The organism is Klenkia taihuensis (genome assembly GCF_900112525.1).
GTDB classification, from domain to species: domain Bacteria; phylum Actinomycetota; class Actinomycetes; order Mycobacteriales; family Geodermatophilaceae; genus Klenkia; species Klenkia taihuensis.
This window is the reverse complement of the sequence record NZ_FOMD01000001.1, coordinates 508,709-535,582: the sequence shown is the minus strand read 5'-3', so window position 1 is coordinate 535,582 and position 26,874 is coordinate 508,709. Positions and strand designations below refer to the sequence as shown.

General features: G+C 73.9%; 26 protein-coding genes and 1 riboswitch. Of the genes, 12 read left to right on the top strand and 14 right to left on the bottom strand.

The genetic code is table 11. The annotated features are described in order from the left end of the window. Nucleotides 1–45 precede the first annotated feature (45 nt). The gene (locus BM158_RS02630; protein ID WP_091554463.1) at nucleotides 46–1,104 is read right to left on the bottom strand and encodes a zinc-dependent dehydrogenase; all 1,059 of its coding nucleotides are present in this window, start codon (nucleotides 1,102–1,104) and stop codon (nucleotides 46–48) included. Nucleotides 1,105–1,362: 258 nt separating this feature from the next. Here BM158_RS02630 and BM158_RS02625 point away from each other — a divergent pair, with 258 nt between their 5' ends. The 3 genes from BM158_RS02625 to BM158_RS02615 all read left to right on the top strand — a co-directional run bounded on the left by BM158_RS02625 (nucleotide 1,363) and on the right by BM158_RS02615 (nucleotide 5,437). After that, nucleotides 1,363–3,375, top strand: a complete 2,013-nt coding sequence (locus BM158_RS02625; protein WP_091554460.1) for a PTS mannitol transporter subunit IICBA — start codon at nucleotides 1,363–1,365, stop codon at nucleotides 3,373–3,375. A 69-nt stretch (nucleotides 3,376–3,444) separates the two neighbouring features. Beyond that, a complete protein-coding gene (locus tag BM158_RS02620; RefSeq protein ID WP_091554457.1) occupies nucleotides 3,445–4,185 on the top strand; it encodes an SDR family oxidoreductase in 741 nt (246 codons plus the stop codon). Nucleotides 4,186–4,312: 127 nt separating this feature from the next. Further along, a complete protein-coding gene (locus tag BM158_RS02615; protein ID WP_091554453.1) occupies nucleotides 4,313–5,437 on the top strand; it encodes an NDMA-dependent alcohol dehydrogenase in 1,125 nt (374 codons plus the stop codon). A gap of 19 nt (nucleotides 5,438–5,456) precedes the next feature. On the opposite strand, the gene BM158_RS02610 is transcribed toward BM158_RS02615, so the two are convergent. Both BM158_RS02610 and BM158_RS02605 read right to left on the bottom strand, forming a co-directional pair. After that, nucleotides 5,457–5,726: a DUF2277 domain-containing protein gene (locus BM158_RS02610; RefSeq protein ID WP_091554450.1), complete on the bottom strand. Its 270-nt coding sequence runs from the start codon at nucleotides 5,724–5,726 to the stop codon at nucleotides 5,457–5,459. A gap of 5 nt (nucleotides 5,727–5,731) precedes the next feature. Further along, complete coding sequence (locus BM158_RS02605; RefSeq protein ID WP_091554448.1) at nucleotides 5,732–6,904, bottom strand: acyl-CoA dehydrogenase family protein; 1,173 nt, start codon at nucleotides 6,902–6,904, stop codon at nucleotides 5,732–5,734. Nucleotides 6,905–6,965: 61 nt separating this feature from the next. Between BM158_RS02605 and BM158_RS02600 the strand changes: the two genes are divergently transcribed. The 5 genes from BM158_RS02600 to BM158_RS02580 all read left to right on the top strand — a co-directional run bounded on the left by BM158_RS02600 (nucleotide 6,966) and on the right by BM158_RS02580 (nucleotide 11,124). Next, nucleotides 6,966–7,553, top strand: coding sequence for a TetR/AcrR family transcriptional regulator (locus tag BM158_RS02600; protein WP_091554445.1), 588 nt, complete (start codon nucleotides 6,966–6,968; stop codon nucleotides 7,551–7,553). Between the two features lie 88 nt (nucleotides 7,554–7,641). Beyond that, a complete protein-coding gene (locus tag BM158_RS02595) occupies nucleotides 7,642–8,721 on the top strand; it encodes a FecCD family ABC transporter permease (protein ID WP_409359872.1) in 1,080 nt (359 codons plus the stop codon). A 10-nt stretch (nucleotides 8,722–8,731) separates the two neighbouring features. Beyond that, the gene (locus BM158_RS02590; protein ID WP_091554439.1) at nucleotides 8,732–9,826 is read left to right on the top strand and encodes a FecCD family ABC transporter permease; all 1,095 of its coding nucleotides are present in this window, start codon (nucleotides 8,732–8,734) and stop codon (nucleotides 9,824–9,826) included. A gap of 94 nt (nucleotides 9,827–9,920) precedes the next feature. Next, nucleotides 9,921–10,754, top strand: coding sequence for an ABC transporter ATP-binding protein (locus BM158_RS02585; RefSeq protein ID WP_091554436.1), 834 nt, complete (start codon nucleotides 9,921–9,923; stop codon nucleotides 10,752–10,754). Nucleotides 10,755–10,833: 79 nt separating this feature from the next. Next, nucleotides 10,834–11,124 (top strand): DUF1540 domain-containing protein, encoded by a 291-nt coding sequence (locus tag BM158_RS02580; RefSeq protein ID WP_091554434.1) that lies wholly within the window; start codon nucleotides 10,834–10,836, stop codon nucleotides 11,122–11,124. 10 nt (nucleotides 11,125–11,134) lie between these two features. Here the strand turns inward: BM158_RS02580 and BM158_RS02575 are convergent, their stop codons facing one another. From BM158_RS02575 to BM158_RS02555, 5 genes are all read right to left on the bottom strand, one after another. Beyond that, on the bottom strand, nucleotides 11,135–11,554 hold the full coding sequence (locus BM158_RS02575; protein ID WP_091554431.1) for a hypothetical protein: 420 nt from the start codon (nucleotides 11,552–11,554) through the stop codon (nucleotides 11,135–11,137). A gap of 59 nt (nucleotides 11,555–11,613) precedes the next feature. Then, nucleotides 11,614–13,440, bottom strand: a complete 1,827-nt coding sequence (locus BM158_RS02570) for a BCCT family transporter (RefSeq protein WP_229827499.1) — start codon at nucleotides 13,438–13,440, stop codon at nucleotides 11,614–11,616. Nucleotides 13,441–13,611: 171 nt separating this feature from the next. Further along, nucleotides 13,612–14,643 carry an iron-siderophore ABC transporter substrate-binding protein gene (locus tag BM158_RS02565; protein ID WP_091554429.1) on the bottom strand — a complete coding sequence of 344 codons (1,032 nt, stop codon included), beginning with the start codon at nucleotides 14,641–14,643 and terminating at the stop codon, nucleotides 13,612–13,614. Between the two features lie 17 nt (nucleotides 14,644–14,660). Next, nucleotides 14,661–15,662, bottom strand: coding sequence for an iron-siderophore ABC transporter substrate-binding protein (locus BM158_RS02560; protein ID WP_091554426.1), 1,002 nt, complete (start codon nucleotides 15,660–15,662; stop codon nucleotides 14,661–14,663). Between the two features lie 92 nt (nucleotides 15,663–15,754). After that, nucleotides 15,755–16,741 (bottom strand): acyl-CoA dehydrogenase family protein, encoded by a 987-nt coding sequence (locus BM158_RS02555; RefSeq protein WP_207506118.1) that lies wholly within the window; start codon nucleotides 16,739–16,741, stop codon nucleotides 15,755–15,757. 43 nt (nucleotides 16,742–16,784) lie between these two features. Between BM158_RS02555 and BM158_RS02550 the strand changes: the two genes are divergently transcribed. Next, a complete protein-coding gene (locus tag BM158_RS02550; RefSeq protein WP_091554424.1) occupies nucleotides 16,785–17,690 on the top strand; it encodes a mechanosensitive ion channel family protein in 906 nt (301 codons plus the stop codon). Further along, nucleotides 17,687–18,160 carry an Rv3103c transmembrane domain-containing protein gene (locus BM158_RS22930; protein WP_479723820.1) on the top strand — a complete coding sequence of 158 codons (474 nt, stop codon included), beginning with the start codon at nucleotides 17,687–17,689 and terminating at the stop codon, nucleotides 18,158–18,160. The genes BM158_RS02550 and BM158_RS22930 overlap by 4 nt, the downstream gene beginning before the upstream one ends. On the opposite strand, the gene BM158_RS02540 is transcribed toward BM158_RS22930, so the two are convergent. The 6 genes from BM158_RS02540 to BM158_RS02515 all read right to left on the bottom strand — a co-directional run bounded on the left by BM158_RS02540 (nucleotide 18,157) and on the right by BM158_RS02515 (nucleotide 23,529). Then, entirely contained in the window at nucleotides 18,157–19,596 is a 1,440-nt protein-coding gene (locus tag BM158_RS02540) for a hypothetical protein (RefSeq protein WP_091554418.1), read from the bottom strand. The genes BM158_RS22930 and BM158_RS02540 overlap by 4 nt on opposite strands. After that, nucleotides 19,593–20,156 (bottom strand): SigE family RNA polymerase sigma factor, encoded by a 564-nt coding sequence (locus tag BM158_RS02535; protein WP_207506116.1) that lies wholly within the window; start codon nucleotides 20,154–20,156, stop codon nucleotides 19,593–19,595. The genes BM158_RS02540 and BM158_RS02535 overlap by 4 nt, the downstream gene beginning before the upstream one ends. 18 nt (nucleotides 20,157–20,174) lie before the next feature. Next, complete coding sequence (locus BM158_RS02530; RefSeq protein ID WP_229827500.1) at nucleotides 20,175–21,545, bottom strand: HNH endonuclease signature motif containing protein; 1,371 nt, start codon at nucleotides 21,543–21,545, stop codon at nucleotides 20,175–20,177. A 218-nt stretch (nucleotides 21,546–21,763) separates the two neighbouring features. Continuing rightward, a complete protein-coding gene (locus tag BM158_RS02525; RefSeq protein WP_091554415.1) occupies nucleotides 21,764–22,780 on the bottom strand; it encodes an alcohol dehydrogenase catalytic domain-containing protein in 1,017 nt (338 codons plus the stop codon). A 13-nt stretch (nucleotides 22,781–22,793) separates the two neighbouring features. After that, entirely contained in the window at nucleotides 22,794–23,075 is a 282-nt protein-coding gene (locus tag BM158_RS02520) for a Sec-independent protein translocase subunit TatA (protein WP_091554411.1), read from the bottom strand. A 40-nt stretch (nucleotides 23,076–23,115) separates the two neighbouring features. After that, nucleotides 23,116–23,529: a MarR family winged helix-turn-helix transcriptional regulator gene (locus tag BM158_RS02515; RefSeq protein ID WP_091554407.1), complete on the bottom strand. Its 414-nt coding sequence runs from the start codon at nucleotides 23,527–23,529 to the stop codon at nucleotides 23,116–23,118. An 82-nt stretch (nucleotides 23,530–23,611) separates the two neighbouring features. Here BM158_RS02515 and BM158_RS02510 point away from each other — a divergent pair, with 82 nt between their 5' ends. Then, nucleotides 23,612–25,396: an ABC transporter ATP-binding protein gene (locus BM158_RS02510; RefSeq protein ID WP_091554403.1), complete on the top strand. Its 1,785-nt coding sequence runs from the start codon at nucleotides 23,612–23,614 to the stop codon at nucleotides 25,394–25,396. Between the two features lie 27 nt (nucleotides 25,397–25,423). After that, a riboswitch (SAM riboswitch) is annotated at nucleotides 25,424–25,541 on the top strand. 46 nt (nucleotides 25,542–25,587) lie between these two features. Continuing rightward, nucleotides 25,588–26,874: a bifunctional o-acetylhomoserine/o-acetylserine sulfhydrylase gene (locus BM158_RS02505; protein ID WP_091554400.1), complete on the top strand. Its 1,287-nt coding sequence runs from the start codon at nucleotides 25,588–25,590 to the stop codon at nucleotides 26,872–26,874.

The window sequence follows — 26,874 nt, the reverse complement described above, 5'->3', positions numbered from 1 at the left end:
GAGGGGCCCCGGGTGCGCGCACCCGGGGCCCCTCGCGCGTGCAGGTCAGGGTTCGACGGTGACCTTGATGGCCTTGCCGCTCTTGACGATGTCGAAGGCCTCCAGCGCGCGCTCCAGCGGGATGCGCTCGGTGATGAGGTCCTTGACCGGCACCTGACCGGAGGCGATGTACTCCAGCGCGCGCTTGTTGTGCTCGGGGGCCGAGCCGTTGGCGCCGTGGATGTGCAGCTGCCGGTAGTGCACGACGTTGGAGTCGCAGGTGATCGTCGGGTTGGTCTTGGGCAGCCCGCCGAAGAAGGAGATGCGGCCGTTGCGGGCCGCCATGGCGATGGCCTGCTCCTGGGTCACGTTCGCGGCGGTGGCGGTGATGACCACGTCGGCCCCGCGGCCCCCGGTCAGCTCCATGACCCGCTCGACGACGTCGACCTCGGCGCCGTTGATGACCTCGTCGGGCTGCACGGCGTCGGCGCTCATCTGCAGCCGCTCGGCGTTGACGTCGACCAGGAACACCTTGCCGACCTTGTGCACGCCGCGGGCGATGCGGATGTGCATGCACCCGATCGGGCCGGCGCCGAAGACGACGAGGGTGTCGCCCTCCTCGATGTCGAGCAGCTCCTGGGCGTTGATCGCGCAGGCGAAGGGCTCGGCGGCCGAGGCCTCGTCGAAGCCGACGCCCTCGGGGATGCGGTTGAGCCCGTCGACCTTGAGCACCTGCTCGGGCACGACCATGTACTCGGCGAAGCCGCCGTCGTACTGGTAGCCCACGGAGGTCTGGTTCTCGCAGACGGCCATCCAGCCCTTGCGGCACTCGTGGCACTCACCGCACGGCACGGCGGCGATGACCTGCACCCGGTCGCCGGGGGCCCAGCTGGTGCCGAAGGCGCTCTCCACCTCGGCGCCGACCTCGACGACCTCGCCGGCGATCTCGTGACCGATGGTGCGCGGCGGGCTGAGGTTCTGGTGCCCGTTGTGGAAGATCTTGACGTCGGTGCCGCAGGTCGAGCAGTTGCGCACCTTGATCTTCACCTCGCGCGGACCGCACTCCGGCTCCGGCACGTCCTCGAGGCGGACGTCCTCCGGGGCGTAGAAACGCAAGGCCTTCATGTGTCCTCCACAGGGTGCGATCGCGCGGATGTGCCCGCGATCACTGTAGTGACGGGGCTCTTCGCATCCGATCGTACGCATCCGGGCCCCGGGTCGGCCCGGGTTGGTCGGACCGGACCCCTTGACCGGGCCGGAAACAACTTGTACAAACTCAAACGCAGATCCGTGACAGCTGTCACAGACTGTGCCTACGATCCGATCCACCGCCGTCCGCGGACAGCTGGCCGCGGCTGCACCCTCCCGAGAAGAAGGTCATCCATGGCCACAAGCACCGACACCGCGCAGCGGGGTTCGGCCCGCCTGCGCGTGCAGCGGTTCGGCACGTTCCTGTCGAACATGGTCCTGCCGAACATCGGCGCGTTCATCGCCTGGGGCCTGATCACGGCCCTGTTCATCCAGACCGGCTGGATCAAGCTGATCGGCGACGCCTTCGGCTACGAGGGCAGCTACGGCTTCGTCTCGCAGCTGGGTGCGTGGACCAACGCCGACGGCACCCCGATGCACGAGGGCACCGGGATCGTCGGCCCGATGATCACGTACCTCCTGCCGCTGCTCATCGGCTACACCGGCGGCCGGATGACCTACAACGACAACCTGCGCGGCGGTGTCGTCGGCGCCATCGCGACCATGGGCGCCATCGCCGGCGCCGCGGGCACCCCGATGTTCCTGGGCGCCATGATCATGGGCCCGCTCGGCGGCTGGTCGATGAAGAAGCTCGACGCGCTGTGGGCGCACAAGATCCGCCCGGGCTTCGAGATGCTGGTCAACAACTTCTCCGCCGGCATCTGGGGCGGCTTCCTCGCCGTCGTCGGCTTCGTCATCGCCGGCCCGTTCGTCAGCGCCTTCAGCACCGCTGCCGGCAACGTCGTCGACTTCCTCGTCGAGCGCAACCTGCTTCCGCTGACCTCGATCTTCATCGAGCCGGCCAAGGTGCTGTTCCTCAACAACGCCATCAACCAGGGCATCCTGACCCCGCTGGGCACCAACGAGGCGGCCAGCGCCGGCCAGTCGATCCTCTTCCTGCTCGAGGCCAACCCCGGCCCCGGTCTGGGCCTGCTGCTCGCCTTCGCGCTGTTCGGCCGGGGCGCGGCCAAGTCCTCGGCCCCCGGCGCGATCCTCATCCAGTTCATCGGCGGCATCCACGAGATCTACTTCCCGTACGTGCTCGCCAAGCCGAAGCTGATCGTCGCGCTGATCCTCGGCGGCATGGCCGGCGTGGCCACCAACCTGGCCTTCTCCTCCGGCCTGCGGTCCCCGGCCTCGCCCGGCTCGATCATCGCCGTCTGGGCGTCGTCGCCGCCGAGCAGCCTGCTGGGCGTCACCGCGTCCGTGGTCGTGGCGGCCGGCGTCTGCTTCGTGGTCGCCTCCTTCCTGCTGAAGATCGACAAGAGCGACGACGACGGCGACCTGGCCGCCGCCACCGCGCAGATGGAGGCCAACAAGGGCAAGAAGTCCTCGGTCGCCGGCATGCTCGGCGGCTCGGCCGCGGCGGGCTCGACCGGCCCCATCCACTCCATCGTGTTCGCCTGCGACGCCGGCATGGGCTCCTCGGCCATGGGCGCCTCGGTGCTGCGCAAGAAGGTCCAGAGCGCCGGGTTCTCCGACGTCACCGTGGTGAACAAGGCCATCTCCAACCTGGCCGACGACGTCGACCTGGTGGTCACCCACCGCGACCTGACCGACCGCGCCCGCTCGAAGTCGCCGTCGGCCGCGCACGTCTCGGTGGACAACTTCATGGGCAGCCCCCGCTACGACGAGATCGTCGAGCTGCTGCGCGAGCGCAACGGCGCCGGCGCCGGTGCCGGTGCAGCCGCGGCGGCCCCGGCCGCCGGCGGGGCGAGCGGTCTGCTGGCCCGCGAGTCGATCGTGCTGGACGCCAGCGGTGACCGCGCCGCCGCCATCCAGCAGGCCGGTGAGCTGCTGGTGGCCGCCGGGGCCGTCGAGTCCTCCTACGTGCAGGCCATGCACGAGCGGGAGACCTCGGTGTCGACCTACATGGGCAACCTGCTGGCCATCCCGCACGGCACGAACGAGGCCAAGTCGGCGATCCGCCGCTCGGCGATCTCCTTCGTCCGCTTCCCGCGCGGGGTCGACTGGAACGGCTCGGAGGTGCGCTTCGTGATCGGCATCGCCGGCGCCGGCGACGACCACCTGGCCCTGCTCGCCCGCATCGCCGAGGTGTTCAGCGACCAGTCGCAGGTGGCCCGCCTGGAGCAGGCCCGCACCGAGGACGACGTCCTCGCCGTCCTGGGGGCCATGCAGCCCGCCTGACAGGTGCACCCGCAGCGGCCCCGGTCCTCCTGGACCGGGGCCGCTGTGCGTCCGGGGCAGGATGCCGGCATGGACCGCCCGCTCACCGTCGTCACCGGGGGCAGCCGCGGCATCGGCGCCGCCACCGTCGCCGCGCTCGCCCGCGCCGGCCACGACGTCGTGGTCGGCTACCGGTCCGGCGCGGAGGAGGCCGCGCGGGTGGTCGCCGACGCCGAGGCCGCCGGGGTCCGGGCGGTGGCGGTGCGGGCCGACGTCACCGACCCCGACGACGTCGACCGCCTGTTCGACACCCACCTGGGGACGCCGACCGGGCTGGTCGCCGACGCCGGGCTCACCGCCCACCTCGGCGACCTGGCCGACACCCCGGTGGACGTCGTCCGGCACGTGCTGGACGTCAACCTGCTCGGCGCGGTGCTCTGCTGCCGCCGGGCCGCGCAGGTGATGGCCACCGACCGCGGCGGTGCCGGCGGCGCGGTGGTCTGCGTCTCCTCCGCCGCCGCCACCCTGGGCTCGGCGCACGAGTACGTGCACTACGCCGCGGCCAAGGCCGGCGTCGACGCCCTGGTGGTGGGGCTGGCCAAGGAGCTGGCCACGTCGGGCGTGCGGGTCAACGGCGTGGCGCCGGGCCTGGTGCGCACCGGCATCCACGCCGGCGCCGGTGACCCGGACCGGCTGCAGCGGGTGACCGCGCGGGTGCCGATGGGCCGGCCCGGCGAGCCGGACGAGGTGGCGCCGGCAGTGGTCTGGCTGCTGGGCCCCGACGCCGGTTACGTCACCGGCACGGTGCTGCGGGTGGCCGGCGGCCTGTAGACCGTTGCGGCACGTTGCACACAGGCAATTCGTGGTGACCGCCGTCACCATCGTCTGACGAATGCGTTTATGGTCACACCGGCACGTGACACCAGGTGCCACCAGGCCGAGCGAAGCAGGAGCAACGATGCCCACGACCACCCGCGCCTCGATCATCCGCCAGTCCCCCGGCGAGTACGAGACGGTCACCCTCGAGCTGGACGACCCGAAGAAGGGCGAGGTCCAGGTCAAGATGGCCGCCTCGGGCCTGTGCCACTCCGACGACCACCTGCAGACCGGCGACCTCCAGGTCATGACCTACCCGTTCTGCGGCGGCCACGAGGGCTCCGGTGTCATCACCAAGGTCGGCCCCGACACCCCCGGCTTCGAGGTCGGCGACCACGTCGTCTTCTCGTTCGTGCCCTCGTGCGGCCAGTGCTCCGCCTGTCGTCGCGGCGACTTCAACCTCTGCGACAAGGGCGCACTGCTGCTGGTCGGCTCGCGGGCCGACGACGCCGAGGACTTCCGGATGAAGCTCGACGGCCAGAACGTGGGCCAGATGTGCGGCATCTCGACGTTCTCGGAGTACACCACCGCCGACGTCGCCTCGGTCATCAAGATCGACAAGGACATCCCGCTCAAGTCCGCCGCTCTCGTGGGCTGCGGTGTCCCGACCGGCTTCGGCACCGCGGTCAAGGCCGGCGGGGTCAAGCCCGGCGACGTCGTCATCGTCATGGGCATCGGCGGCATCGGCATCAACGCCGTCCAGGGCGCCGCGCACGCCGGCGCCACCCGCGTCATCGCCGTCGACCCCACCCCGTTCAAGCGCGAGATGGCGCAGGAGTTCGGCGCCACCGACGTCTTCGAGAACATGGAGCAGGCGACCGAGTTCGCCCAGTCGATCACCGAGGGCCAGGGGGCCGACGTCGCCCTGGTCACCGTGGGCGTGCTCGAGGCCGACCACCCGGCCCAGGCCCTGGCCTCGATCCGCAAGGGCGGCACCGTCGTCGTCACCGGCCTGGGCAAGATGACCGAGCTGACGCCGATCTCGGCCTTCGACCTCACCCTCATGCAGAAGCGGCTGCAGGGCGCGATCATCGGTGCGCAGTCGCCGCACTCGGACATCCCGAAGCTGCTGCGCATGTACCAGGCCGGTCAGCTCAAGCTCGACGAGCTGATCACCAAGGAGTACACCCTCGACCAGGTCACCGAGGCCTACGAGGACATGCACGAGGGCAAGAACATCCGCGGCGTCATCGTCTTCGACGACTGACGGACGGGGCCGCCGTCCGCTACCTCGCGTAGCGGGCGGCGGCCTTCTCGCGCGCCCGGGCCGCGAGCACCTCGCGGTCGCGCGGCGGTGCGCTGGTCACCAGGTCCTCCAGCAGGTGCCGGGTGGCGTGCGCGATCTCGGCGACCGCGCGGTCGAACGCCGCCTGGTTGGCCTGCGAGGGCTTGACCGACCCGCTCACCTTGCGGACGAACTGCAGCGCGGCGGCGTCGACCTCGTCGGGCGTGGTGGCCGGGGCGAGGTTGTGCAGGACGCGGATGTTGCGGCACATGCCCCTCAGGCTAGGACGGCGGTCTGCGCCGGGACACCCTTCGCCAGCGCCCGGCTGACCACCAGCCGCTGGATCTGGTTGGTGCCCTCGAAGATCTGCATGACCTTGGCCTCGCGCATGTAGCGCTCGACCGGGAAGTCGCGGGTGTAGCCGTACCCCCCGAGCACCTGGACGGCGTCGGTGGTCACCTTCATCGCGTTGTCGGTGGCCACCAGCTTGGCGATGGAGGCCTGCCGCGAGTAGGGCAGGCCGGCGTCCTTGAGCCGCGCCGCGTGCAGCGTCATCGCCCGGGCGGTCTCGGTGCCGGCGGCCATGTCGGCCAGCAGGAACGCCAGACCCTGGTGGTCGATGATCGGGACGCCGAAGGTCTCGCGCTCCTTCGCGTATGCCAGCGCGTCGTCCAGCGCGCCCTGGGCCAGGCCGACGGCGACCGCGGCGATGCCCAGCCGGCCGGCGTCCAGGCCGGACAGCGCGATCGGCAGACCCTCGCCCTCCTCACCCAGCCGGCGGTCGGCGTCGACCCGCACGCCCTCGAACCGCACGAGCGCGGTGGTCGAGCCGGTCAGGCCCATCTTCCGCTCGGCCGGGTCGGCGGACAGGCCCTCGGCGTCGCCGGGCACCAGGAAGCAGGAGATGCCGCGGGAGCGGTGGTCCGACGTCCGGACCATGACCTTGTAGAAGTCGGCCTGGCCGCCGTGGGTGGTCCATGCCTTCTCGCCGGTGACCACGTACGAGTCGCCGTCCCGCACGGCCCTCGTGCGCATCGCGGCCGGGTCGGAGCCGGCGTGCGGCTCGGAGAGGCAGTAGGCGCCCAGCAGCTCACCGCCGAGCATCCCGGGCAGCCAGCGCTCCTGCTGCTCCCGGGTGCCCTTCGTGGCCAGCCCGAAGCAGGACAGCCCGTGCACGCTCACCCCCACGCCGACGCTGGCCCAGACCGCGGCGATCTCCTCGAGGACCTGCAGGTAGACCTCGTAGGGCTGCCCGCCACCGCCGAGCTCCTCGTCGTAGGGCAGGCCCAGCAGGCCCGCCCTGCCCAGGGTGCGGAAGACGTCGCGGGGGAACGCCTCCTCCGCCTCGGCCTGCACCACCTTCGGCGCGAGCTCCTCGCGGGCCAGCTCGCGGGTGAGCTCGAGCAGGTCGGCGGCCTCCTGGGTGGGGACCAGACGCTGGACCGGCATGGCGGGTACCTCTCATCAGTACTGCAGGACGCTTCGCAGTACCGAAGATAGCCTGGGCGCCATGACCGCCGCCAGGACCGCCACCCGCGGTCCGGCCCGTCGCGCCGAGCTGCTCGACCAGCTCGTCGAGGTGTTCCTGGCCGAGGGCTTCGCCGCGTTCACCCTCGACGAGCTGGCCCGCCGGCTGCACTGCTCGAAGTCCACGCTGTACGCCGTCGCGGGCAGCAAGGAGCAGCTGGTGGTGGCCGCCGTCCGCCGGTTCTTCGCCCGGGCCACGGTCGCGGTCGAGGAGCGGGCCGCCGCACCGGCCACGGCGGGCGCGCGGATCGAGGCCTACCTGCTCGCGGTCAGCGAGCAGCTGCGCCCGGCGTCGGCCGCCTTCTTCGCCGACCTGGCCGCCTTCCCGCCCGCGGCCGAGGTCTACGCCGCCAACACCCGCACGGCGGCCCGGCGGGTGCAGGAGCTGGTCAGCGCCGGGGTCGGCACCGGGGAGCTGCGCCCAGCGCACGCCTCGTTCGTCGGCGCCGCGGTCACCGAGGTGATGGCCGCCATCCACGCCGGCCGCATCGCCGCGGCCACCGACCTGGACGACGCCGCGGCCTACGCCGAGCTCGCCGCCCTCGTCGTGGCGGGGCTGCACCGCAGCTGAACCTTGACCGCGCGGGACGCGTGGGTAAGGTGAGGCTTACCGACCATGGTCCGTCCGGGCCAGCCCGCGACCGTGCCAGGAGATGCCCGTGGCCTCAGCCGTGCGCCCGGCGCCCGCTGAGCTGGCCGAGCAGGTCGCCGCCGAGCAGCGCCGCCGCGGCCTGCTGCGCGGCCCCGCCACCCGCATCGGCGGGCTGTGGCTGCTGCTGGCCCTGGTCGTCGTCGCCGCCGGGCTCAGCGTCGCCGTCGGCACCCGCGCGGTCGACCTCGGCACCGTCTGGCACGCCCTCACCGACTCCTCCGCCACCGGCGACGACGTCGTGGTCATCCGCGAGCTGCGGGTGCCCCGCACCGTGCTCGGCATCCTCGTCGGGCTCTCGCTCGGCGTGGCCGGCGCGCTCATGCAGGGCCACACCCGCAACCCGCTCGGCGACCCGGGCCTGCTCGGCGTCGCCGCCGGTGCGTCGGCCGCCGTCGTCGGCGCGATCTTCCTGCTCGGCATCACCACGCCCTCGGGCTACGTCTGGTTCGCCTTCCTGGGCGCGCTGCTCGGCTCGGTCGCGGTCTTCCTCATCGGCTCCAGCGGCCGCGGCGGCGCCACCCCGGTCAGCCTCGCGCTGGCCGGCGCCGCGCTCAGCGCGCTGCTGTACGCCCTCATCCGCACCGTGCTGATCACCGACCAGCAGACCCTCGACAGCTTCCGGTTCTGGGTGGTCGGCTCGCTGGCCGGCCGCGACTCCGCCGTCGCCTGGCAGGTGCTGCCCTTCGTCGTCGTCGGCCTGGTGCTGGCGATGGTCAACGCCCCGGCGCTGAACCTGCTCGGCATGGGCGAGGACGTCGCCCGCGGGCTGGGCCAGCACGTGCTGCTCGCCCGGGTCACCGGCATCACCGCGATCACCCTGCTCACCGGCGCGGCCACCGCGGCCTGCGGGCCGATCGGGTTCGTCGGCCTGGTGGTGCCGCACATCGCCCGGGCGATCACCGGCCCCGACCACCGCTGGCTGGTGCCCTACTCCGGGCTGCTCGGGGTCGTGCTGCTGCTGGTCGCCGACGTGGTGGGCCGGGTCGTCGTCCGGCCGGGCGAGCTGCAGGTGGGCATCGTGCTGGCCCTGGTCGGCGCGCCGTTCTTCATCGCCCTGGTCCGCCGCCGCCGGCTGGTCGCGCTGTGACGGTGCTGCGATGACGTCGACGATCACCACCCGCGGGCCCGGGGTGCGCACCGACCGGCGGCGCACCGTCCGGGTCGGCCCGTTCTCCGGCGTCGTGCGCACCCGCCAGCTGCTGCTGCCGGTGGTGGCCCTGGTCGTCCTGGTGCTGGTCAGCGCGGTGAGCCTGGGCCGGGGCGACTACCCGATCGGCCTGGGCGACGTGCTGCGCACCCTGGTCGGCCTCGGCGACCCGACGCAGCAGTTCATCGTCACCGAGCTGCGCGCCCCCCGGATCGTCGTCGGCGTGCTGGTCGGCCTGGCGCTCGGCCTGTCCGGCGCGCTCATCCAGACCTTCGCCCGCAACCCGCTGGCCTCCCCCGACACCCTCGGCATCAACGCCGGGGCCTCGGCCGCCGCGGTCGGCGTCATCGTGCTCGGCGGGGGCTCCGGCGCCGCCGCGGGCCTGCTCGGCGGGCTCGGCCTGCCCCTCGCGGCACTGCTGGGCGGCCTGCTGGTCGCGCTGCTGATCTTCGCGCTGGCCTGGCGGGGCGGCGTCGACGGCTACCGGCTGGTGCTGGTCGGCGTCGGCCTGTCCGCGGTCGGGTTCGCCCTGGTCGACTGGCTGCTCACCCGCTCCGACATCACCGAGGCCGCAGCCGCCACCGTCTGGCTGACCGGCTCGCTCAACGCCCGCACCTGGGACCAGGCCTGGCCGCTCGGGCTCGCGCTGGCCGTGCTGCTGCCGGTGGCCCTGGCGCTGTCCCGCCAGCTGGGGGTGCTGCAGTTCGGCGACGACACCGCCCGCGCGCTCGGCGTCCGGGTCGGCGCCACCCAGGCGGTCGTCGTCCTGGTCTCCGTCGCACTGGCCGCCGCCGCGGTGGCCGCCGCCGGACCGGTGCAGTTCGTCGCGCTGGTCGTACCGCAGGTCGCCGTCCGGCTGGCCGGCGGGTCCCGGCCGCCGCTGCTGGCCTCGGCCCTGCTGGGCGCGGTCCTGGTCGTCGGGGCCGACCTGCTGGCCCGCACCGTGCTGCCCGTCGCCCTGCCCGTCGGCATCGTCACCGCCGTCGTCGGGGCCCCCTACCTGCTCTGGCTGCTCGTCCGCGGCCGCCGATCGATCACCGCGTGAAGGAAGAAGGACCCCCATGCCCCCCACCACGCGCTACGCACGCGGCGGGTCCCTGCATGCGGGCCGAACCGCACATCGGAACGAGGTACCTGCCATGACCGCCACGCTGGCCCACCCCGACCTGCGCTCGTCCGCCACGCCCCGGGTGCGGCTGGCCGCCGAGCAGGTGCGGCTGGCCTACGGCGAGCACGTGGTCGTCGACGGCCTGGACCTCGAGCTGACCGACGGCTCGTTCACCGCGATCGTGGGCCCCAACGGCTGCGGCAAGTCCACCCTGCTGCGCGCCCTGGGCCGGCTGCTGCGCCCGACCTCGGGCCAGGTCGTGCTCGACGGCCGGCCGATCGCCAAGACCCCCACCCGCGAGGTCGCCCGGGTGCTGGGCATGCTGCCGCAGACCCCGATCGCCCCCGAGGGCCTGACCGTCGCCGACCTGGTGGCCCGCGGCCGGCACCCGCACCAGTCCTGGCTGCGGCAGTGGTCCCGGGACGACGAGGACGTCGTGGCCGAGGCGCTGCGCTGGACCGACATGGAGGAGTTCGCCGACCGCCCGGTGGACGCGCTGTCGGGCGGTCAGCGGCAGCGGGCCTGGATCTCGATGGCGCTGGCGCAGGGCACCGACCTGCTGCTGCTCGACGAGCCCACCACCTACCTGGACCTCTCGCACCAGATCGACGTGCTGGAGCTGGTCGCCCGGCTGCACGCCGAGCGCGGCCGCACCGTCGCCGTCGTGCTGCACGACCTCAACCTCGCCGCCCGCTACGCCCACCGCCTGGTCGCCATGAAGGACGGCGTGGTCGTCGCCGCGGGCACCCCCGCCGAGGTGCTCACCGAGCAGCTGCTGGCCGACGTGTTCGACCTCGAGGCGCGGGTCATCACCGACCCGGTCTCGGGGACCCCCATGGTGGTCCCCGTCCGCCGGCTCCGTTGACCTCGTCAACCGCATAACCGCTGGTGAGGGCAGCCTTCCTTCGCTGGCGGAGTGCGCGCACCTCTGTCACCGTCAGCCCATGACCAGCACCCAGGAGATGCCCCAGGTCCAGGACTGCTCGGTGAGCGCCTGCTCCTACAACGCCGACTCCGGCTGCCACGCCGGGGCCATCACCATCGGCGGCGACCACGCCCACTGCGGCACGTTCGTCGAGATCTCGTTCCGCGCCGGCATGGAGCGCACCGGCGTCGTCGGCGCGTGCCACCGCACCGACTGCCGGCACAACGAGAAGCTCGAGTGCACCGCGTCGGCCGTGCAGGTGGGGTCGGCGTCGGACCAGGCCGACTGCCTGACCTACTCCGCCCGCTGACCTCCGGCCGCTAGGCCAGCAGCGCCGCCACGTCGGGCAGCGGCTCCAGCTCGACGCGGCCGTCGGCGTGCGCGCGCAGCGCCGTGTCGGCCACCGCGAGCGCGGCCACCGGGTCGACGTCGTCCACCAGCACGGTGGCGCCGTGGCCGGCCAGCGCGCGCAGGGCACCGAGCAGGGTGCGCCGCTGCGCCGCGGGCAGGCCGTCGGTGAACCGCTGCACCAGCACGACCGCGGCGTCGACGCCGTCCACCCGGGCCAGCCGGTCGGCCAGCGGCTCGTGCGCCGGGGCGGTCAGGCGGACGACGCCCAGGCCGCCGTGCCCGTCGGCGCAGCGCGCGCTGCCCTCGTCGAGCGCGCCGCACACGGCCGACCGCACGGGGGCGGGGCCGAGCAGGGCGACGACGGACGAGACGGGCAGCTTCAGGGACACGCAGGACCTCCAGGACGGATGAGGTAAGGCTAACCTCGCCCCACCCGTCCTGTCGACGGTCAGTCCCGGGGCTCCTGCGGGCGGCCGGCGCCCACCGGCTCCTGGGCCATCAGGTCGACGTCGGACGCAGTGTTGGGCCGCCCGGTGCGGGCCTGCACGGTGCGCGACGGGGTCGGGCCGTCGGCGACGCCGTCGCCGTCCTCGTCCGGGGCGTGCTGCACGGTGAGGACGAAGTCGTCGCCGTGGGTCTGCAGCCCGTGCACCACGGCCTGCTCGACCGCCTCGGTGGCGACCACGCTGCGCAGCACCATCGGGTCGCTGCGCAGGTCCTTGGCCAGCGAGACGGCCAGCCCGACCATGACCAGCACGAACGGCAGCGCCACGATGATGGTCAGGTTCTGCAGGCCGGTGAGCGCCTCGTCGCCGCCGATGAGCAGCATGATCGCCGCGACCGAGCCCATCACGACGCCCCAGAACACGACCACCCAGCGCGAGGGCTCCAGCGTGCCGCGCTGCGACAGGGACCCCATCACGATCGAGGCGGCGTCGGCGCCGGACACGAAGAAGATCGCCACCAGCACCATGACCAGCACCGTCGCGACGGTGGCCAGCGGGTACTGCTCGAGGACGCCGAACAGCTTGCCCTCCTCGGTGGCCTGCCCGGCGATGTCGGCACCGTCCTGCTGCGCGGCGATCCCCGCGCCGCCGAAGACGGCGAACCAGACGAGGCTGACCACGCTGGGCACCAGCAGCACGCCGGTGACGAACTGCCGGATGGTGCGGCCGCGGCTGATCCGGGCGATGAACAGCCCGACGAACGGCGTCCAGCTGATCCACCAGGCCCAGTAGAAGACGGTGTAGCCCTGCAACCAGGTCGCCATGGCGTCACCGCCGGAGGCCTCGGTGCGGGCGGCCATCTCGCCGAGGTCGGAGAAGTAGCTGCCGAGAGCGGTCGGCAGCAGGTTCAGGATCAGCACGGTCGGGCCGACCACGAACACGAACACGGCCAGCACCAGGGCCAGCACCATGTTGGTGTTGGACAGCCACTGGATGCCGCGGGAGATCCCGGACACCGCGGATGCCACGAAGGCCATGGTCAGCACGGCGATGATCACCACGAGGACGCCGCTGCCGACGTCGCCGGCCCAGCCGAGGATCTCGACCCCCGAGCCGATCTGCAGGGCACCCAGGCCCAGCGACGCCGCCGAGCCGAACAGGGTGGCGAAGATGGCCAGGACGTCGATGACCTTCCCGGCCGGGCCCTCGGTGCGCCGCTCACCCAGCAGCGGGGCGAAGGCGGCGCTGATCAGCTGCTTGCGGCCGCGCCGGAACGTGCCGTAGGCGATGGCCAGCCCGACGACGGCGTAGATCGCCCACGGGTGCAGCGTCCAGTGGAACAGCGTGGTGGCCATGGCGGTGGAGACGGCGTCGGCGCTCTGGCCCTCGACGGTGCCCGGCGGCGGCTCGGTGTAGTGCGCCAGCGGCTCGGCGACGCCGAAGAACATCAGCCCGATGCCCATGCCGGCGCTGAACATCATCGCGATCCAGGAGACCGTGCGGAACTCCGGCCCCTCGTCGTCGCGGCCGAGCGGGATGCGCCCGTAGCGGGAGGCGGCCAACCAGATCACGTAGACCACGAACGAGGACGCGGCGAGCACGAAGAACCAGCCCAGGTTCGACTCGATCCAGCCCAGTGCGGACGAGCTCGCCGAGCCCAGGCCGGCCGGGCTGGCGAAGCCCCAGGCCACGAAGGCGAGCGCGAGGACGGCGGCGACCCCGAACACCACGGTGTCCAGGTGGCCCTTCTCGTCGGCCCGCGCGGGGGGCGGGTCGGCGATGGCGGGGTGGGAGCCGGTGCTCTCGGGGCTGTCTGCGGTGGTGCTCACGATGCGCGGCGCACGGTCTCGGCGCTCTCCTGTCCGGGTCGGGGAACCAATTGCGGTCTCCCACCGTCCGCCCCACCTGCACCACAGCGCAAACCGAGAAGGGTCACAGCAACCCTTCCGTGACACGACGACGCCCCGCCCCGGAGCCGGGGCGGGGCGTCGCGGTGGGGCTCAGGAGCCGAGCGCGTCCTGGATCTGCGGCACCAGCTGGTCGAGCGCGAACGGCACGCTGACCACGTCGTTGTAGCTGATCGCGCCACCGCCGGACAGCGGGTCGGTGTAGATGACCCGGCCGGCCTGCACGGCCGGGACGGTGGCGAACACCGGGTCGGCCTCCAGCGTGGCGCGGGTCTCCTCGACGCTGTCCAGCGCGAGCACCACCACCAGGTCGGCGTCCAGCAGCTGCACCTGCTCGGCGGAGATCGTCACGAAGAAGCCGCCCTCGGCGTCGATGTCGGCGATGCCGGGGGTGAGCTCGAAGCCGAGGTCCTCGAAGAAGGAGACGCGGGTGTCGCCGCTGACGTAGGCGGAGTAGCCGCCGCTGCCGTCGGTGGCGGGCAGGGTGACCACGACGGTCTTGCCGGCGAAGTCGGGGTTGGCGTCGCGGGCCTCGGTGAAGGCGTCCTCGACGCCGTCGACGAGCTCCTGCGCCTGGTCCTCCTTGCCGAGCGCCTGGCCGATGGCCAGGGTCGCGTCGTCCCGGTCGACCAGGTAGGCCGTCGAGCCCTCGGGCCGGGCGAGCACCGGGACCACCGCGGAGAGCTGGTCGTACTCGTCCTGCTCGATGCCGCTGCCGACGGCGACGACGAGGTCGGGCTGCAGCGCCAGGACCTCCTCGACCCCGGGCGGGGAGGAGACCGGGAAGACCTGCATCTCGGCCTCGCCGGCCAGGTCCTCCGCCCACGGGCCCAGGCCCGGAACGGCGGCGTCGGGGAAGGTGACGAACTCCTGGAAGGCCACCGGCTGCACGCCCAGGGCCAGCAGGGTGTCGACCTCGGTGTAGCCGATGACGACGATGCGCTCGGGCTCGGCGTCGATCGTGGTCTCGCCGAACGCGTTGGGGATGGTGACCGGGAAGGCGCCGTCGGCGGCCGCGGAGCCACCGGCCTCCTCGGACGAGCTCCCGCCGGAGGAGCCGCCGCAGGCGGACAGGGCGAGGGCGGTGACCGCGGCGAGCGCGGCGAGGGTGGTGCGGTGTGTCATGGTCGGTCTTCCTCCGGTCAGGCGGTCGCAGCCAGCGCCGAGGCCAGCAGCGGGGTCAGGTTCTGCGCCAGGTAGGGCGCGGAGAGCACGGTGTTGTAGGACATCGCGCCGCGGACGTCACCGGCGTCGACGAGCAGGCCGCCGCCGGCGACCACGGGCACCTGCGCGAGCAGGGCGTCGGACTCGACCGTGGCGACCGAGTCGGGGTCGGTGAGGACGACGAGCACGTCCCCGTCGAGCAGGTCCAGCCGCTCGGCGGACAGCTCGACGTAGAAGCTGTCGCCGGTGTCCTCGGCGAGCACGGCCTCGGGCGCGGTGATGCCGAGGTCGCCGAGCACCCGTCCGCGGGCGTCGGCGGGCAGGAAGGCGTAGTAGGTGCCGCCGGAGTAGAGCGCGGCGGTGCCGGTGGCGCCCTCCAGCTCGGGGTGCTCGGCCAGGGCGTCGGCGAAGGCCTGGTCGGCCTCGGCGATCAGCTCCTCGCCGCGCGCCTCCTCACCGACCGCCTGGGCGATCATCCGGGTGGCGGTGTCCCGGTCCACGCCGTAGGCCACCGTCCCCTCGGGGCGCACCAGCGTGGGCGCGATCTCCGACAGCTGCGCGTAGACGGCCTCGTCGAAGCCGGCGGAGACACCCACGATCAGGTCCGGCGCCAGCGCGGCGACCGCCTCGACGTCGACCTCGGCGGAGGTGAACACCTCGGGCTCGACGTCGCCGAAGCGGTCCTCGGCCCAGGGCCCGACGCCCTTGGAGTCGGCGTAGAAGACGAACGGGGTGACCGCGACGGGCACCACGCCCAGCGCGAGCAGGGGGTCGGTGTCGGTCACGCCCAGCGCCACCACCCGCTCGGGCCGGTCGGGGACGGTGGTCTCGCCCCAGATGTGCTCGACGGTGACCGGGAAGGCGTCGTCGCCCGCCGTCGGGCCGGCCGCGGGGTCGGTCTCCTCGGGGGAGCCGCCGCAGGCGGTCAGGGCGAGGGCGGTGACGGCGGCGAGCGCGGCCAGGGTGGTGCGGCGGGACACGGATCTCCTCGGAGTGGGCGGACGGTAAGGCTAGCCTCACCTGACCCCTTCGTCCTGACCAGGTCCCTCCGCCCGCCGAGACCGGATCGTGATCAACCCACCCCGCCGAGCCGGTGCAGCAGCGCCGCCTTGATGGCCGGGCGGGACCCGAAGACGAGCAGGAAGTGCGCCTCGCGTGCCAGCCGCTCCGCCGGGTGCCCGGCCGAGACCGACCCGCTGCCGACGGCGACCGCCAGCAGGCCGGCGGCCCGGTGCGCCAGCGCGGCCGCGGCGGCGCGGGCGTCGGGCAGCTGGTCGGGTCCGGCGGCGTCCAGCCGGGCCCGGACGGCGGCCAGGTCGGCGTCCAGCTGCGGCAGCTCCGCCAGCCGGGCGCAGCGGGCGGCCAGGCCCAGGGCCAGCGACCCGTTGGCGCGCAGGTTCCCCGGGTCGCGGGCCTGCCACGCGGCCAGCGGCACGGAGCGGACCAGCCGGGAGGCGGGGACGACGTGCCCGGACACCCGGAACTCCACCGTGGAGCTGGCCTGCACCGCGACCAGCTGCTGGGGCACCGCGGTCAGCGTCGGGCCCTCCTCGGCGTCGACCAGCAGGAAGTGCACGACGTCGTCGTCGTCGCGGGCGGCGACCAGGACGACGTCCACGTGCTCCCAGCCGGTGACCCAGGGGACCCCGCCGTCCAGCACGAACGTGTCCCCCTCCCGGCGGGCGGTGATGGCCACCGGCTGGGGGCGGGTGGCCGCGAGCAGCGCGATGCCCGACCGGCGCCGCCCGGCGCAGAGGTCGGCCAGCCACTCGTCGGCCAGCGGGGAGCCGGTGACCATGGCCGGCACGGTGAGGTGCTGCAGCCAGATGAAGGCGGTGGAGAGGTCCCCGCCGGCCATCGCCTCGGCGACGGCGTGCACGGTGGCGGGGTCGGCGGCCAGGCCCCCGTGCGAGGCCGGTCCGGTGAGGCCGTAGAGGCCCTCCCGGGCGAGGGTGTCCAGGGTCACGGAGGGGACGGCGCCGGCGTCGTCCACCGCTCCGGCCTGGGGGAACAGCACGTCGTCGGCGAGGACCCGGGCACGGGCGACGATGTCGGACACCCGGACATGCTGCCCCGGCCCGGACGGCGGCACACTGGGGTGGATGGACGTCGTCGCGCTCGCACCGCTGTCCGGCCTGGGCGATTGGGTCCGCGGCCGGGGTCTGGCGGTGCTGCTCATCGTCATCGGCGCGGTGCTGCTGGCCCGCCTGGTCACCTGGGTGGGCGGCAAGGTCACCTCCCGCATCGACGCCAGCGCCGGCGGCGGGGACGCCCTGGTGCGCTCGGAGGCCGCCAAGCACCGGCACTCGCTGACCCAGGTGCTGCAGTGGGTCGCGGTGGTGGTGATCTACACCGTCGCCACGGTGACCGTGCTGTCCACGCTGGGCCTGCCCGTGACCAGCCTGGTCGCCCCCGCCACCGTGCTCGGTGTCGGGCTCGGGTTCGGCGCGCAGCGGGTGGTGCAGGACGTGCTCGCCGGGTTCTTCCTGATCACCGAGCGGCAGTACGGCTTCGGCGACGTCGTCTCGATCGCCGTCGTCGGCGGCGGCGACCCGGCCGAGGGCACCGTCGAGGACGTCACGCTGCGGATCACCCGGATGCGGTCGATAAACGGCGAGGTGGTGATCATCCCGAACGGCCAGATCGTCAAGGTGATCAACCTGTCCCGCGACTGGGCCCGGGCGGTCATCGACGTCCCGGTGCCCGCGTCCACCGACGTCAGCCACGTGCAGGACGTGCTGCGCGAGGTCGGCGAGCAGGCCTTCGCCGACGAGCAGCTGGCCAGGCTGCTGCTCGACGCCCCGAGCGTGATGGGCGTGACCAGTCTGGGCCTGGACGAGGTGAACGTGCGCATCGTCGCGCGGACCCTGCCCGGCAAGCAGTTCGACGTCGGCCGTGACCTGCGCTCGCGCATCGCGCTGGCGTTCCGTCGGGAGGGCATCGTGGTGCGCCCGCAGAGCCCCGACGACCCGGTGACCAGCCACGACCCCCGCGAGGTGAGCTCGTGACCGACCGTCAGCCGACCACCCCGGTGCCGACCGTGACCGCCGAGCCCGCCACCCGCCGCCGTCCGCGGCTGCTGCCGAAGCGGGTGCCCGCGCGGATCGGCCGGGCCCGCACCTCGACCGTCGTCCTCGCGGTGCTGTTCGTGGCGCTGTTCTTCGCCTGGGACCCCTCCGCGATGTCCGCGTCGTTCACCAGCCCTGCGCCGGCCACCACCGAACAGCCCGCGCCCACCAGGGAGACCCCGGCGCCGACCACGACGTCCGAGGTGCCGACCACCACGCCGGAGGGGACCACCCCGTCGTCGGTGCCGACCACGACGTCCCGGCCGACCACCACGGCGCCGAGCACCACCACCGAGGACGACGACCCCACCACGACGGCGCCGACGACCACGACCGCACCCCCGGCCACCACCACGCCGGCCCCGCCGACCACCACGGCCCCCGAGCCCACCAGCAGCCCGACGGGCTAGAGGTCCCCCGTGTAGCTGCCGAGCGGGAAGGTCTGCACGACGCCTTCGGGGAAGGCGGCCGCGACCGAGGTGGTGCCGTCGGGGAACGGCCCGACCGCGGCACCGCCGGACGGGACCAGGGTCGCCAGCGTCGTGCCGTCCTCGTCCAGCGCGGTGACCGCGGTGACCCCGTCGGGGACGGCGACGACCAGGCTGCGGACGGTGCCCTCGCCGCCGTTGCCGCTCACGGCGGCCTCCATGGGCAGCACCAGGTCGGTGGCCGGGCCCCCGGCCGGGAGCACCTGGAACACCGACTGGCCCGCTCCGTAGGTGGGCGCGTCGGTGGCGCTCGTGCCCGCGGAGAGGAGCCGGACGTCGCTGCCCTGAACGATCCGGGCCCCGCTCGGGAGGGTGGCCACCATGAACGACGCCCAGGTCGGGTCGTCGCCCGGCCCCGGGACCGCGCCGGACCAGACGACCTCGAACCGGACCTGGTCGGCCGGCAGCCCGGTCAGGCTCAGCACGTCCCCGGCACGGTCCTGGTCCAGCACGTCGGGCCCCTCGACCCGGCCGCGCGGGTAGGCGATCGGCACGTCGACCACCGTGAACCCGTCGGCCGGGCCGAACTGGTCGGGCGACCGGTCGAGCACCTGGATGCCGTCGCGGGTGACCCGCACGTGCCCGGCCCTGCTGTAGGTGGACGTCGGTGCGGCGACCTCGAAGCGGTCGACGGCGAGACCGTCGGTGACCTCGGCCTGGCGCCAGGCCCGGGTCACCGTGCCGTCGGCGCGCACCTCGGGCCGGTCGGACAACGCCACGTCGTCCCCGGGGGCGGCCAGCACCACCACGTCCCCGGTCAGCGGGTCGCCGAGGGTCTGCACCTGCTCCGGGTCCAGCCCGCGCGGGTAGGTGACCGGCTGCATCTCCTCGGGCGTGGCCCCGGCGGGGCCGACGAACCACACACCGGTCACCGCGCTCATCGCGCCCAGGTCGGTCTGCTGCTCGGCCGGGAGGGTGGACGGCGCCGGGTTGGTGCCGACGACGAGCGCCCACCGTCCGGTGCCGACGTCGCCGGCGAACACGACCCGCCGGCTGCCCACCTCGGCGACCGGCGCGTCGGCCGGGACGTCGCCCCAGCCCCGCTGGACGAGGCCGTCCAGGAAGGCCTGGTCGCCGGCGAGGGAGCCCCGGGTCGGACCGGCCAGCACATCGACGGCCGAGGTCGACGGCGCGGCGACCGTCGGTGGGTCGGTGCGCAACGAACCGAGCCCGACCGGCACGGCGACGACGACCGCGGCGACGGCCACCCCTACGGTGATGGAGCCGAGACGGCGACGCCGACGCCGCTGCGCGGTCAGCCGGAGCCCGGCGGCCAGCACGCGATGGGGCACGACCGGTTCGCCCAGGTCGTCGGCGGCGTGCCGCAGGGCGGTGCGGAGCTGGTCCTCGACGGTCACCGGTTCTCCTCCACGAGGTCGTCGGCGGGCAGGTGGGTGCGCAGCCGGGCGAGGCCGCGGGAGGTCTGGCTCTTGACGGTGCCGACGGAGCAGCCGAGCAGCTCGGCGGTGGCAGCCTCGCTGAGGTCCTCGTAGAAGCGGAGGACAAGGACCGCACGCATGCGGGCGGGCAGGGCGGTCAGCGCCCGCCACAGGTCGAGCCGGTCGGCCGGCCCGGTGTCCTCCCGCCAGGTGTCCGGCGGCGCGGCGACGACCTGCTCGCGGAAGGAGAACCGCCGCGCCCAGCTGGTCTGCGTGGTGACCAGCACCCGCCGCACGTACCCGACGGGGTCGATCTGGTCGTCGAGGCCGTCCCAGCGGCGGTAGGTCTGCAGGAGCGAGGTCTGCAGCAGGTCTGCAGCAGGTCCTCGGCCAGCCCGCGGTCCCCGGTGAGCAGGTGCGCGGTGCGCAGCAGCGCCCCGTACCGCCGGACGACGAACGCGTCGAACGCGTCGTCCCGCTCGTCGTCCACCCGGTTCCTCCCCGCCCTCGTCCCTGCATCCAAGACGCGGTGGGACCACCAGGAGGTTGCGAGGCGCTCAGGTGTGGTCGGACAGGGGCGGGTCGGGTTCTCGGCGGTGGTCGATCGGCTCGCCGGTGGTGTCGGTGAGGACGCCGGTGATGATTTCCCGGCCGTCGGGGCGGTAGGTGCGCCAGCACCCGTCGTCGGGGTCCCGTTCCAGGCGGTAGCCGTGGTGGACCTGGGTGTGGTGCCGTTCGCACAGCAACGCCGTGTTGGCCAGCGACGTCTCGCCGTCGTCGATCCAGTGCACCAGGTGGTGGGCGTCGCACCACCAGGCCGGTGCGTGGCAGCCGGCGAACACGCAGCCACCGTCGCGGACCTCGGCGGCCCGCCGGATGTGGGCGGGCACCAGCCGGTGGGCCCGGCCGACGTCCAGCGGCAGGCCATCGGGGCCGAGCAGGATGCGGGCCACGTCGCCGTCGCACGCGGCCTGCCGGGCCACCGTGTTCGACGTCGTCGCGCCGGAGCCCAGGCGGGTGGCGGCGGGGCGGGTGTCGGGGTCGGCCAGGTCCTCCAGCTGGATCAGCGCGGTCACCTGCGGCTTGGTCTTGCGCAGCATCGGCAGGTCCCCGGCGGCCAGGTGCAGCGCCGCCAACTGCACCAGGGCGTCGGCGGCCCGCTGCTCGCGGGAGCGCAGGTCACCTTCGCAGCGCCCGGCGGCCGCGATCGCCTCGAGCGCGGCCTCGACCTGCTCCCCGCCGGCGGCGTCGAGCTGCCCGCGGATGCCGCGGGACCCGTCGGCACGGCGGCTGATGCGCAGCCCCCGACCCTCGGTGGGATCGACCTGCGGTGGCCCGTCGGGGTCGATCGCGTCGGCGATCCGCCGGCACACATCGGCCAGCGTGCGGGGCGCGTGCACCGCGGTGTGCGCGACCAACGCATCCAGCGCGGGCAGGTCGGCACCCACCGCGGCGCCGGTGGCCCAGACGTCGTCGGTCAGGATCCGCCCGATGAGCGCCAGCTGGCCGGCGGTGATGCCGCCTGCAGCTGACCCGGCACCGACGGCGGGCATCCGCCGGGCCAGCCGCCCCGCCGCCAGCACCGCGGCAGCCTCCGGGCCGGACAGGTGGGCGTGGCCGCGCAGCCACGGCTTCATCCCGGTCAACCCATCGGCGTAGGCGGCATCCACCGACTCCGCGTGCGCGGCGGTGCGGGCCAGCTCGGCCTGGGCCAGGTTGACCAGGCGCGCCAGGCCACGGGCACGGTCCAGCAACTGCGCGCTCGACGTCCCGCCGTCCAGCGGGCTCTGCCCGGCCGCGAGCACTGCCTCGATCGCCGCACACACATCTGCCGGCGGCGGCTCCGGCCGCCGGGACGCTGCCGCCATCGGCGAGGGCGCCGGCGGACGGTCGGCGCCCAGCGCGCCGGGGGCGAGGGGTTCGGGCACCCAGGGCTGCGTCTCGTCGAGACCCACCAGGCACCTCCACCCACCCGTTCGATCAGGTGTTCGAAGTCTACCGCGTCGAGCCGCCACCCGCGAGGTGAATCCCCAGGTCAACCGTCGTATGACGCTCACGCACCACTCAGGCCAGACCCGCGCCCACCGGGGCGTGATCTTGCGGTTCTGCAAGATCAACGAGAACCGGGGTGGGCGGGCGACGAGGGTCAGAACGAGGTGAGCACCGTGACGCCGGAGATGCGACCCACGTCGACCAGCGCCGGGCCTGCCTCGGTGAGCGGCAGCTCGCGGGTGACCAGGTCCTGCGGCCGCAGCCGGCCGGCGGTGATCATCGACAGCATCGCGGGGTAGTCCTGCGCGGCCATGCCGTGGCTGCCCAGCACGGCGAGCTCGCGGGCCACCACCAGCTCCATCGGCACGGCGGCCCGGCCCTGCGCCGGCGGCAGCAGCCCGACCTGCACGTGCCGGCCCCGCGGGCGCAGCGACCGGATCGACGCCTCGCAGGTGGCGGGCGAGCCCAGGCAGTCCAGCGCCACGTGCGCCCCGCCGCCGGTCAGTTCGACCACGCCCCCGGTCGAGGCCAGCACGTGCTCGGCCCCCATGGCGACGGCGAGCTCACGGGCACCCGGCGAGGGGTCGACGGCGACCACCCGGGCGCCCACCCCGACGGCGACCTGCACGGCCGACAGGCCCACGCCGCCGCAGCCGACGACCGCGACCCACTCCCCCGGCGCGGCCCGGCCGACGCCGGTGACCGCGCGGAAGGCGGTGGCGAACCGGCAGCCCAGGGCGGCGGCGACCGGGAAGGACATGTCCTCGGGCAGCGCGACCAGGTTGACGTCGGCGGCGTCGAGGGCGACGTACTGCGCGAACGAGCCCCAGTGGGTGAACCCGGGCTGGGTCTGGCGCAGGCACACCTGGCCGTCGCCGTCCCGGCAGGGCGGGCAGGTCCCGCAGGCGCAGACGAAGGGCACCGTCACGCGGTCGCCCACCGACCAGCCGCGCACCCGGTCGCCCACGGCGGCGACGGTCCCGGCCAGCTCGTGCCCGGGCACGTGCGGCAGGACGACGTCGGGGTCGTGGCCGGACCAGGCGTGCCAGTCGCTGCGGCACACGCCGCTGGCCCCCACCTCGACCACCACGCCGTCGGGGGCGGGTGCCGGGTCGGGCACCTGCTGCACCGTCAGCGGGCCGCCGAACTCCTCGAACACCAGGGCGCGCACGCCCGAGAGGGTGTCAGAGGGCGGCGTCGGCGCGGGCGCGGGCCGCGCGGGCCCGGGCCTCCAGGGCCACGGCCTCGGCCTCGGCCGCGGCGGCCTCCAGGTCCTCGGGGGACGCCGGAGGGGAGGACTGCGCCGCGGCGGCGCGGCGCTGGTCGTCGGCCATGCCGCCCATCTCGCCCTTGAAGATGCGCAGCGAGCGGCCCAGCGACCGGGAGGCGTCGGGCAGCTTCTTGTAGCCGAACAGGACGAAGACGGCCAGGATGATCAGGCCGATCTCGGGTGCACCCAGGTTCATGCCCCCAGGGTGCACCACACGTCTGGACGGCAGCTGTCGGTCAGCCGTCCAGGAAGCGGCGGAGCAGCCGGGCCAGCTCGGCCCGGTCCTCGGCCGGCAGCCGGGACAGCGCTGCCTTCGCGTCGGCCGCCCGCGCCGCGGCGACCTCGTCGCGCACCCGGGTGCCCTCGGCGGTCAGCCGCACCAGCACGGCCCGCCGGTCGGTGGGGTCGGGGACCCGCTCGACCAGCCCGCGCCCGGCCAGTCCGTCGACCACCTCGGTCGCCGACCGGGGCGCGATGTGCAGCCGCTCGGCCAGCCCGGACAGCCGCAGGCCGTCGTCCCGACCGGCCGTCATCAGCGCCCTGACCTGGTGCGGGGAGAGGTCCCACGGCTCGAGCACCGCCCGCCAGCGACCGCGCAGCGAGCGCGCCGCGCGGACGATCAGCTCGCCCAGGTCGTCGTCGGTCGGCACGGCGGGAATGCTAGCGGCAGCAGCGTGGTTGCCTCACCGTGAGGTAACCTCAGCATCAACCGCGACAGAGAGGGGGACGTGGATGCCACGCCCCGGGACCCGCACCGACCCCGCCGACCGCACCCAGCTCGAGCGCTCCCCCGTGCCGCTGCGCCGGGTGGTCGCGCTCTTCCGACCCTTCCACCTCCAGGTGGGCACGGTGGTGGCGCTGATCGTGACCAGCTCGCTGATCGCCCTCGCCACGCCCTTCCTGGTGCGCACCGTCATCGACGACGCCCTCCCGCACTCCGACGTCCGGCTGCTGGCCTGGGCCGTGGCCGGCATGGTCGCCGTCGCCGCGGCGACCGCCCTGCTCGGCGTCGTGCAGACCTGGATCTCCACCACCGTGGGCCAGCGCGTCATGCACGGCCTGCGCACCGCCGTGTTCACCCACCTGCAGCGCCAGTCGCTGGGCTTCTTCACCCGCACCCGCGGCGGTGAGGTGCAGTCCCGGCTGACCAACGACATCGGCTCGATGCAGTCGGTGGTCACCACCACCGCCACCAGCCTGGCCTCCAACGCCACCACCGTCGTCGGCACCGCGGTCGCCATGGCCGCGCTGAGCTGGCGCCTGTCGCTGCTGTCCCTCGTCGTCCTCCCGCCGGCCGTGTGGCTGACCCGCAAGGTCGCGCTGATGCGCCGCGAGGTCACCGGCGAGCGGCAGCGGCGGATGGCCGACATGCAGACCCAGGTCGAGGAGGGGCTGTCGATCTCCGGCGTCCAGCTGAGCAAGACCCTGGGCACCGGCCCGGCCCAGTCCGAGCGCTTCGCCCGCACCTCGCAGGAGCTGGTCGCCCTCGAGGTCCGCTCGCAGCTGGCCGGCCGCTGGCGGATGGCCTCGATGAGCATCGTGTTCGCCGGCATCCCCGCGCTGATCTACCTGTTCGCCGGGCTCCCGGCGACGTCGAGCGGCATGACCATCGGCACGCTGGTCGCCTTCACCGCCCTGCAGGGCACGCTGTTCCGCCCGCTCATGGGCCTGCTCGACGTCGGCGGGCAGGTCATCACCTCGATGGCCCTGTTCAGCCGGGTGTTCCAGTACCTCGACCTGCCCGTCGACATCGACGACCCCGCCGAGCCCGTGGTGCTGCCCGAGGTCCGCGGCGAGGTCCGGCTCGAGGGCGTCGGGTTCTCCTACGGGGACCGGCCCGCGCTCACCGACGTCGACCTCGTGGTCCCCGCCGGCACGACCCTGGCGCTGGTCGGCGAGACCGGCTCGGGCAAGTCCACCCTCGCCTCGCTGGTCAGCCGGCTGAACGACGTGACCACCGGCCGGGTGACCGTGGACGGCGTCGACGTGCGCGACCTGCCGCTGGCCGAGCTGTCGCGGGTGGTCGGCGTGGTCAGCCAGGAGACCTACCTGCTGCACACCACCATCCGGGAGAACCTGCGCTACGCCAAGCCCGACGCCACCGACGCCGAGATCGAGGACGCCGCCCGCCGGGCGCAGGTGCACGACGTCGTCGCGGCGCTGCCCGACGGCTACGACACGCTGGTCGGGGCCCGCGGCCACCGGTTCTCCGGCGGGGAGAAGCAGCGGCTGGCCATCGCCCGCACGCTGCTGCGCGACCCGAAGGTGCTGGTCCTGGACGAGGCCACCAGCGCGCTGGACAACGAGACCGAGCGCGCCGTGCAGGCCGCCCTGGACGAGGTCGCCCAGGGCCGGACGACGATCACCATCGCGCACCGGCTGTCGACCGTGCGGCACGCCGACGCCATCGCCGTCCTGGAGCACGGCCGAGTCGTCGAGCAGGGCACCCACGACGAGCTCGCCGCCGCCGGTGGGCGGTACGCGGCGCTGGCGGGTGCGGTGGCCCTCGCCGCCTGACCCGGGCATCACCTACCATCGCTCCTGGCTCACGAGAGGCAGCGACAAGCACCTGGCTTGCTGCCCGGCAACCGCTACTCCGTCTGCGGTGCTCCCAGGGGAAGAGCCGGCCGCCCGGCACCCGCCGGGGGAGCAAACGACGGAGTGCCTGCGCGCCGCGGGCCCTCCCGACACCGAGGAGGACGGCGCAGATGAGCGATTCCTGGAGCTTCGAGACCCGGCAGATCCACGCCGGCACCAGCCCCGACCCCACGACCGGGGCCCGCGCGCTGCCGATCTACGCGACCACCAGCTACCAGTTCCGCGACTCCCAGCACGCCGCGGACCTGTTCGCCCTCGCCGAGATGGGCAACATCTACACCCGGATCATGAACCCGACGCAGGACGCGCTGGAGCAGCGCGTGGCCTCCCTCGAGGGCGGCGTCGCCGCGCTGGCGGTGGCCAGCGGGCAGGCCGCGGAGACGCTGTCGATCCTCAACCTGGCCGAGGCCGGCGACCACGTCGTCGCCTCCGCCAGCCTCTACGGCGGCACCTACAACCTGCTGCACCACTCGCTGCCCAAGCTCGGCATCACGGTGTCCTTCGTGGAGGACCCCGACGACCCGCAGGCCTGGCAGGCCCTGGTCCAGGAGAACACCCGCGCCTTCTACGCCGAGACCATCGGCAACCCGAAGGGCGACGTCCTCGACATCGCCGCGGTCAGCGAGGTGGCGCACCGCAACGGCGTCCCGCTGATCGTGGACAACACCATCGCCACGCCCTACCTGATCCGCCCGATCGAGTTCGGTGCCGACGTCGTCGTGCACTCGGCGACCAAGTACCTCGGCGGGCACGGCACCGCCGTCGCCGGGGTCATCGTCGACAGCGGCAACTTCGACTGGACCCAGGGCAAGCACCCGATGTTCACCACCGCCGACCCGACCTACCACGGCGTGGTCTACGCCGACCTGGGCGCGCCCGCCTACGCGCTCAAGGCCCGGGTGCAGCTGCTGCGCGACCTCGGCCCGGCGATCAGCCCGTTCAACGCCTTCCTCGTCGTCCAGGGCATCGAGACGCTGTCGCTGCGGCTGGACCGGCACGTGGCCAACGCCCAGGCCGTGGCCGAGTGGCTCGAGGCCCGCGACGAGGTCGAGTCGGTGCACTACGCCGGCCTGCCCTCCTCCCCGTGGCACGCCGCCGCGCAGAAGTACGCCCCCAAGGGCCCCGGCGCGGTGCTCGCGTTCGAGATCGCCGGCGGCGTCGACGCCGGCAAGGCGTTCGTGGAGGCCCTGGAGCTGCACAGCCACGTGGCCAACATCGGCGACGTGCGCAGCCTGGTCATCCACCCGGCCTCCACCACGCACTCCCAGCTGACCCCTGAGGAGCAGCTGACCACCGGCGTCACCCCGGGCCTGGTCCGGCTCGCCGTGGGCCTGGAGGGCATCGAGGACATCCTGGCCGACCTCGAGGCGGGTTTCCGCGCAGCGAAGGGCGCCTGA

Coding starts and splice junctions, on each gene's coding strand:
- BM158_RS02630 (WP_091554463.1), bottom strand. CDS start 1,104: ATGAAGGCCTTGCGTTTCTACGCCCCGGAGGACGTCCGCCTCGAGGAC.
- BM158_RS02625 (WP_091554460.1), top strand. CDS start 1,363: ATGGCCACAAGCACCGACACCGCGCAGCGGGGTTCGGCCCGCCTGCGC.
- BM158_RS02620 (WP_091554457.1), top strand. CDS start 3,445: ATGGACCGCCCGCTCACCGTCGTCACCGGGGGCAGCCGCGGCATCGGC.
- BM158_RS02615 (WP_091554453.1), top strand. CDS start 4,313: ATGCCCACGACCACCCGCGCCTCGATCATCCGCCAGTCCCCCGGCGAG.
- BM158_RS02610 (WP_091554450.1), bottom strand. CDS start 5,726: ATGTGCCGCAACATCCGCGTCCTGCACAACCTCGCCCCGGCCACCACG.
- BM158_RS02605 (WP_091554448.1), bottom strand. CDS start 6,904: ATGCCGGTCCAGCGTCTGGTCCCCACCCAGGAGGCCGCCGACCTGCTC.
- BM158_RS02600 (WP_091554445.1), top strand. CDS start 6,966: ATGACCGCCGCCAGGACCGCCACCCGCGGTCCGGCCCGTCGCGCCGAG.
- BM158_RS02590 (WP_091554439.1), top strand. CDS start 8,732: ATGACGTCGACGATCACCACCCGCGGGCCCGGGGTGCGCACCGACCGG.
- BM158_RS02585 (WP_091554436.1), top strand. CDS start 9,921: ATGACCGCCACGCTGGCCCACCCCGACCTGCGCTCGTCCGCCACGCCC.
- BM158_RS02580 (WP_091554434.1), top strand. CDS start 10,834: ATGACCAGCACCCAGGAGATGCCCCAGGTCCAGGACTGCTCGGTGAGC.
- BM158_RS02565 (WP_091554429.1), bottom strand. CDS start 14,643: ATGACACACCGCACCACCCTCGCCGCGCTCGCCGCGGTCACCGCCCTC.
- BM158_RS02550 (WP_091554424.1), top strand. CDS start 16,785: ATGGACGTCGTCGCGCTCGCACCGCTGTCCGGCCTGGGCGATTGGGTC.
- BM158_RS02520 (WP_091554411.1), bottom strand. CDS start 23,075: ATGAACCTGGGTGCACCCGAGATCGGCCTGATCATCCTGGCCGTCTTC.
- BM158_RS02510 (WP_091554403.1), top strand. CDS start 23,612: ATGCCACGCCCCGGGACCCGCACCGACCCCGCCGACCGCACCCAGCTC.
- BM158_RS02505 (WP_091554400.1), top strand. CDS start 25,588: ATGAGCGATTCCTGGAGCTTCGAGACCCGGCAGATCCACGCCGGCACC.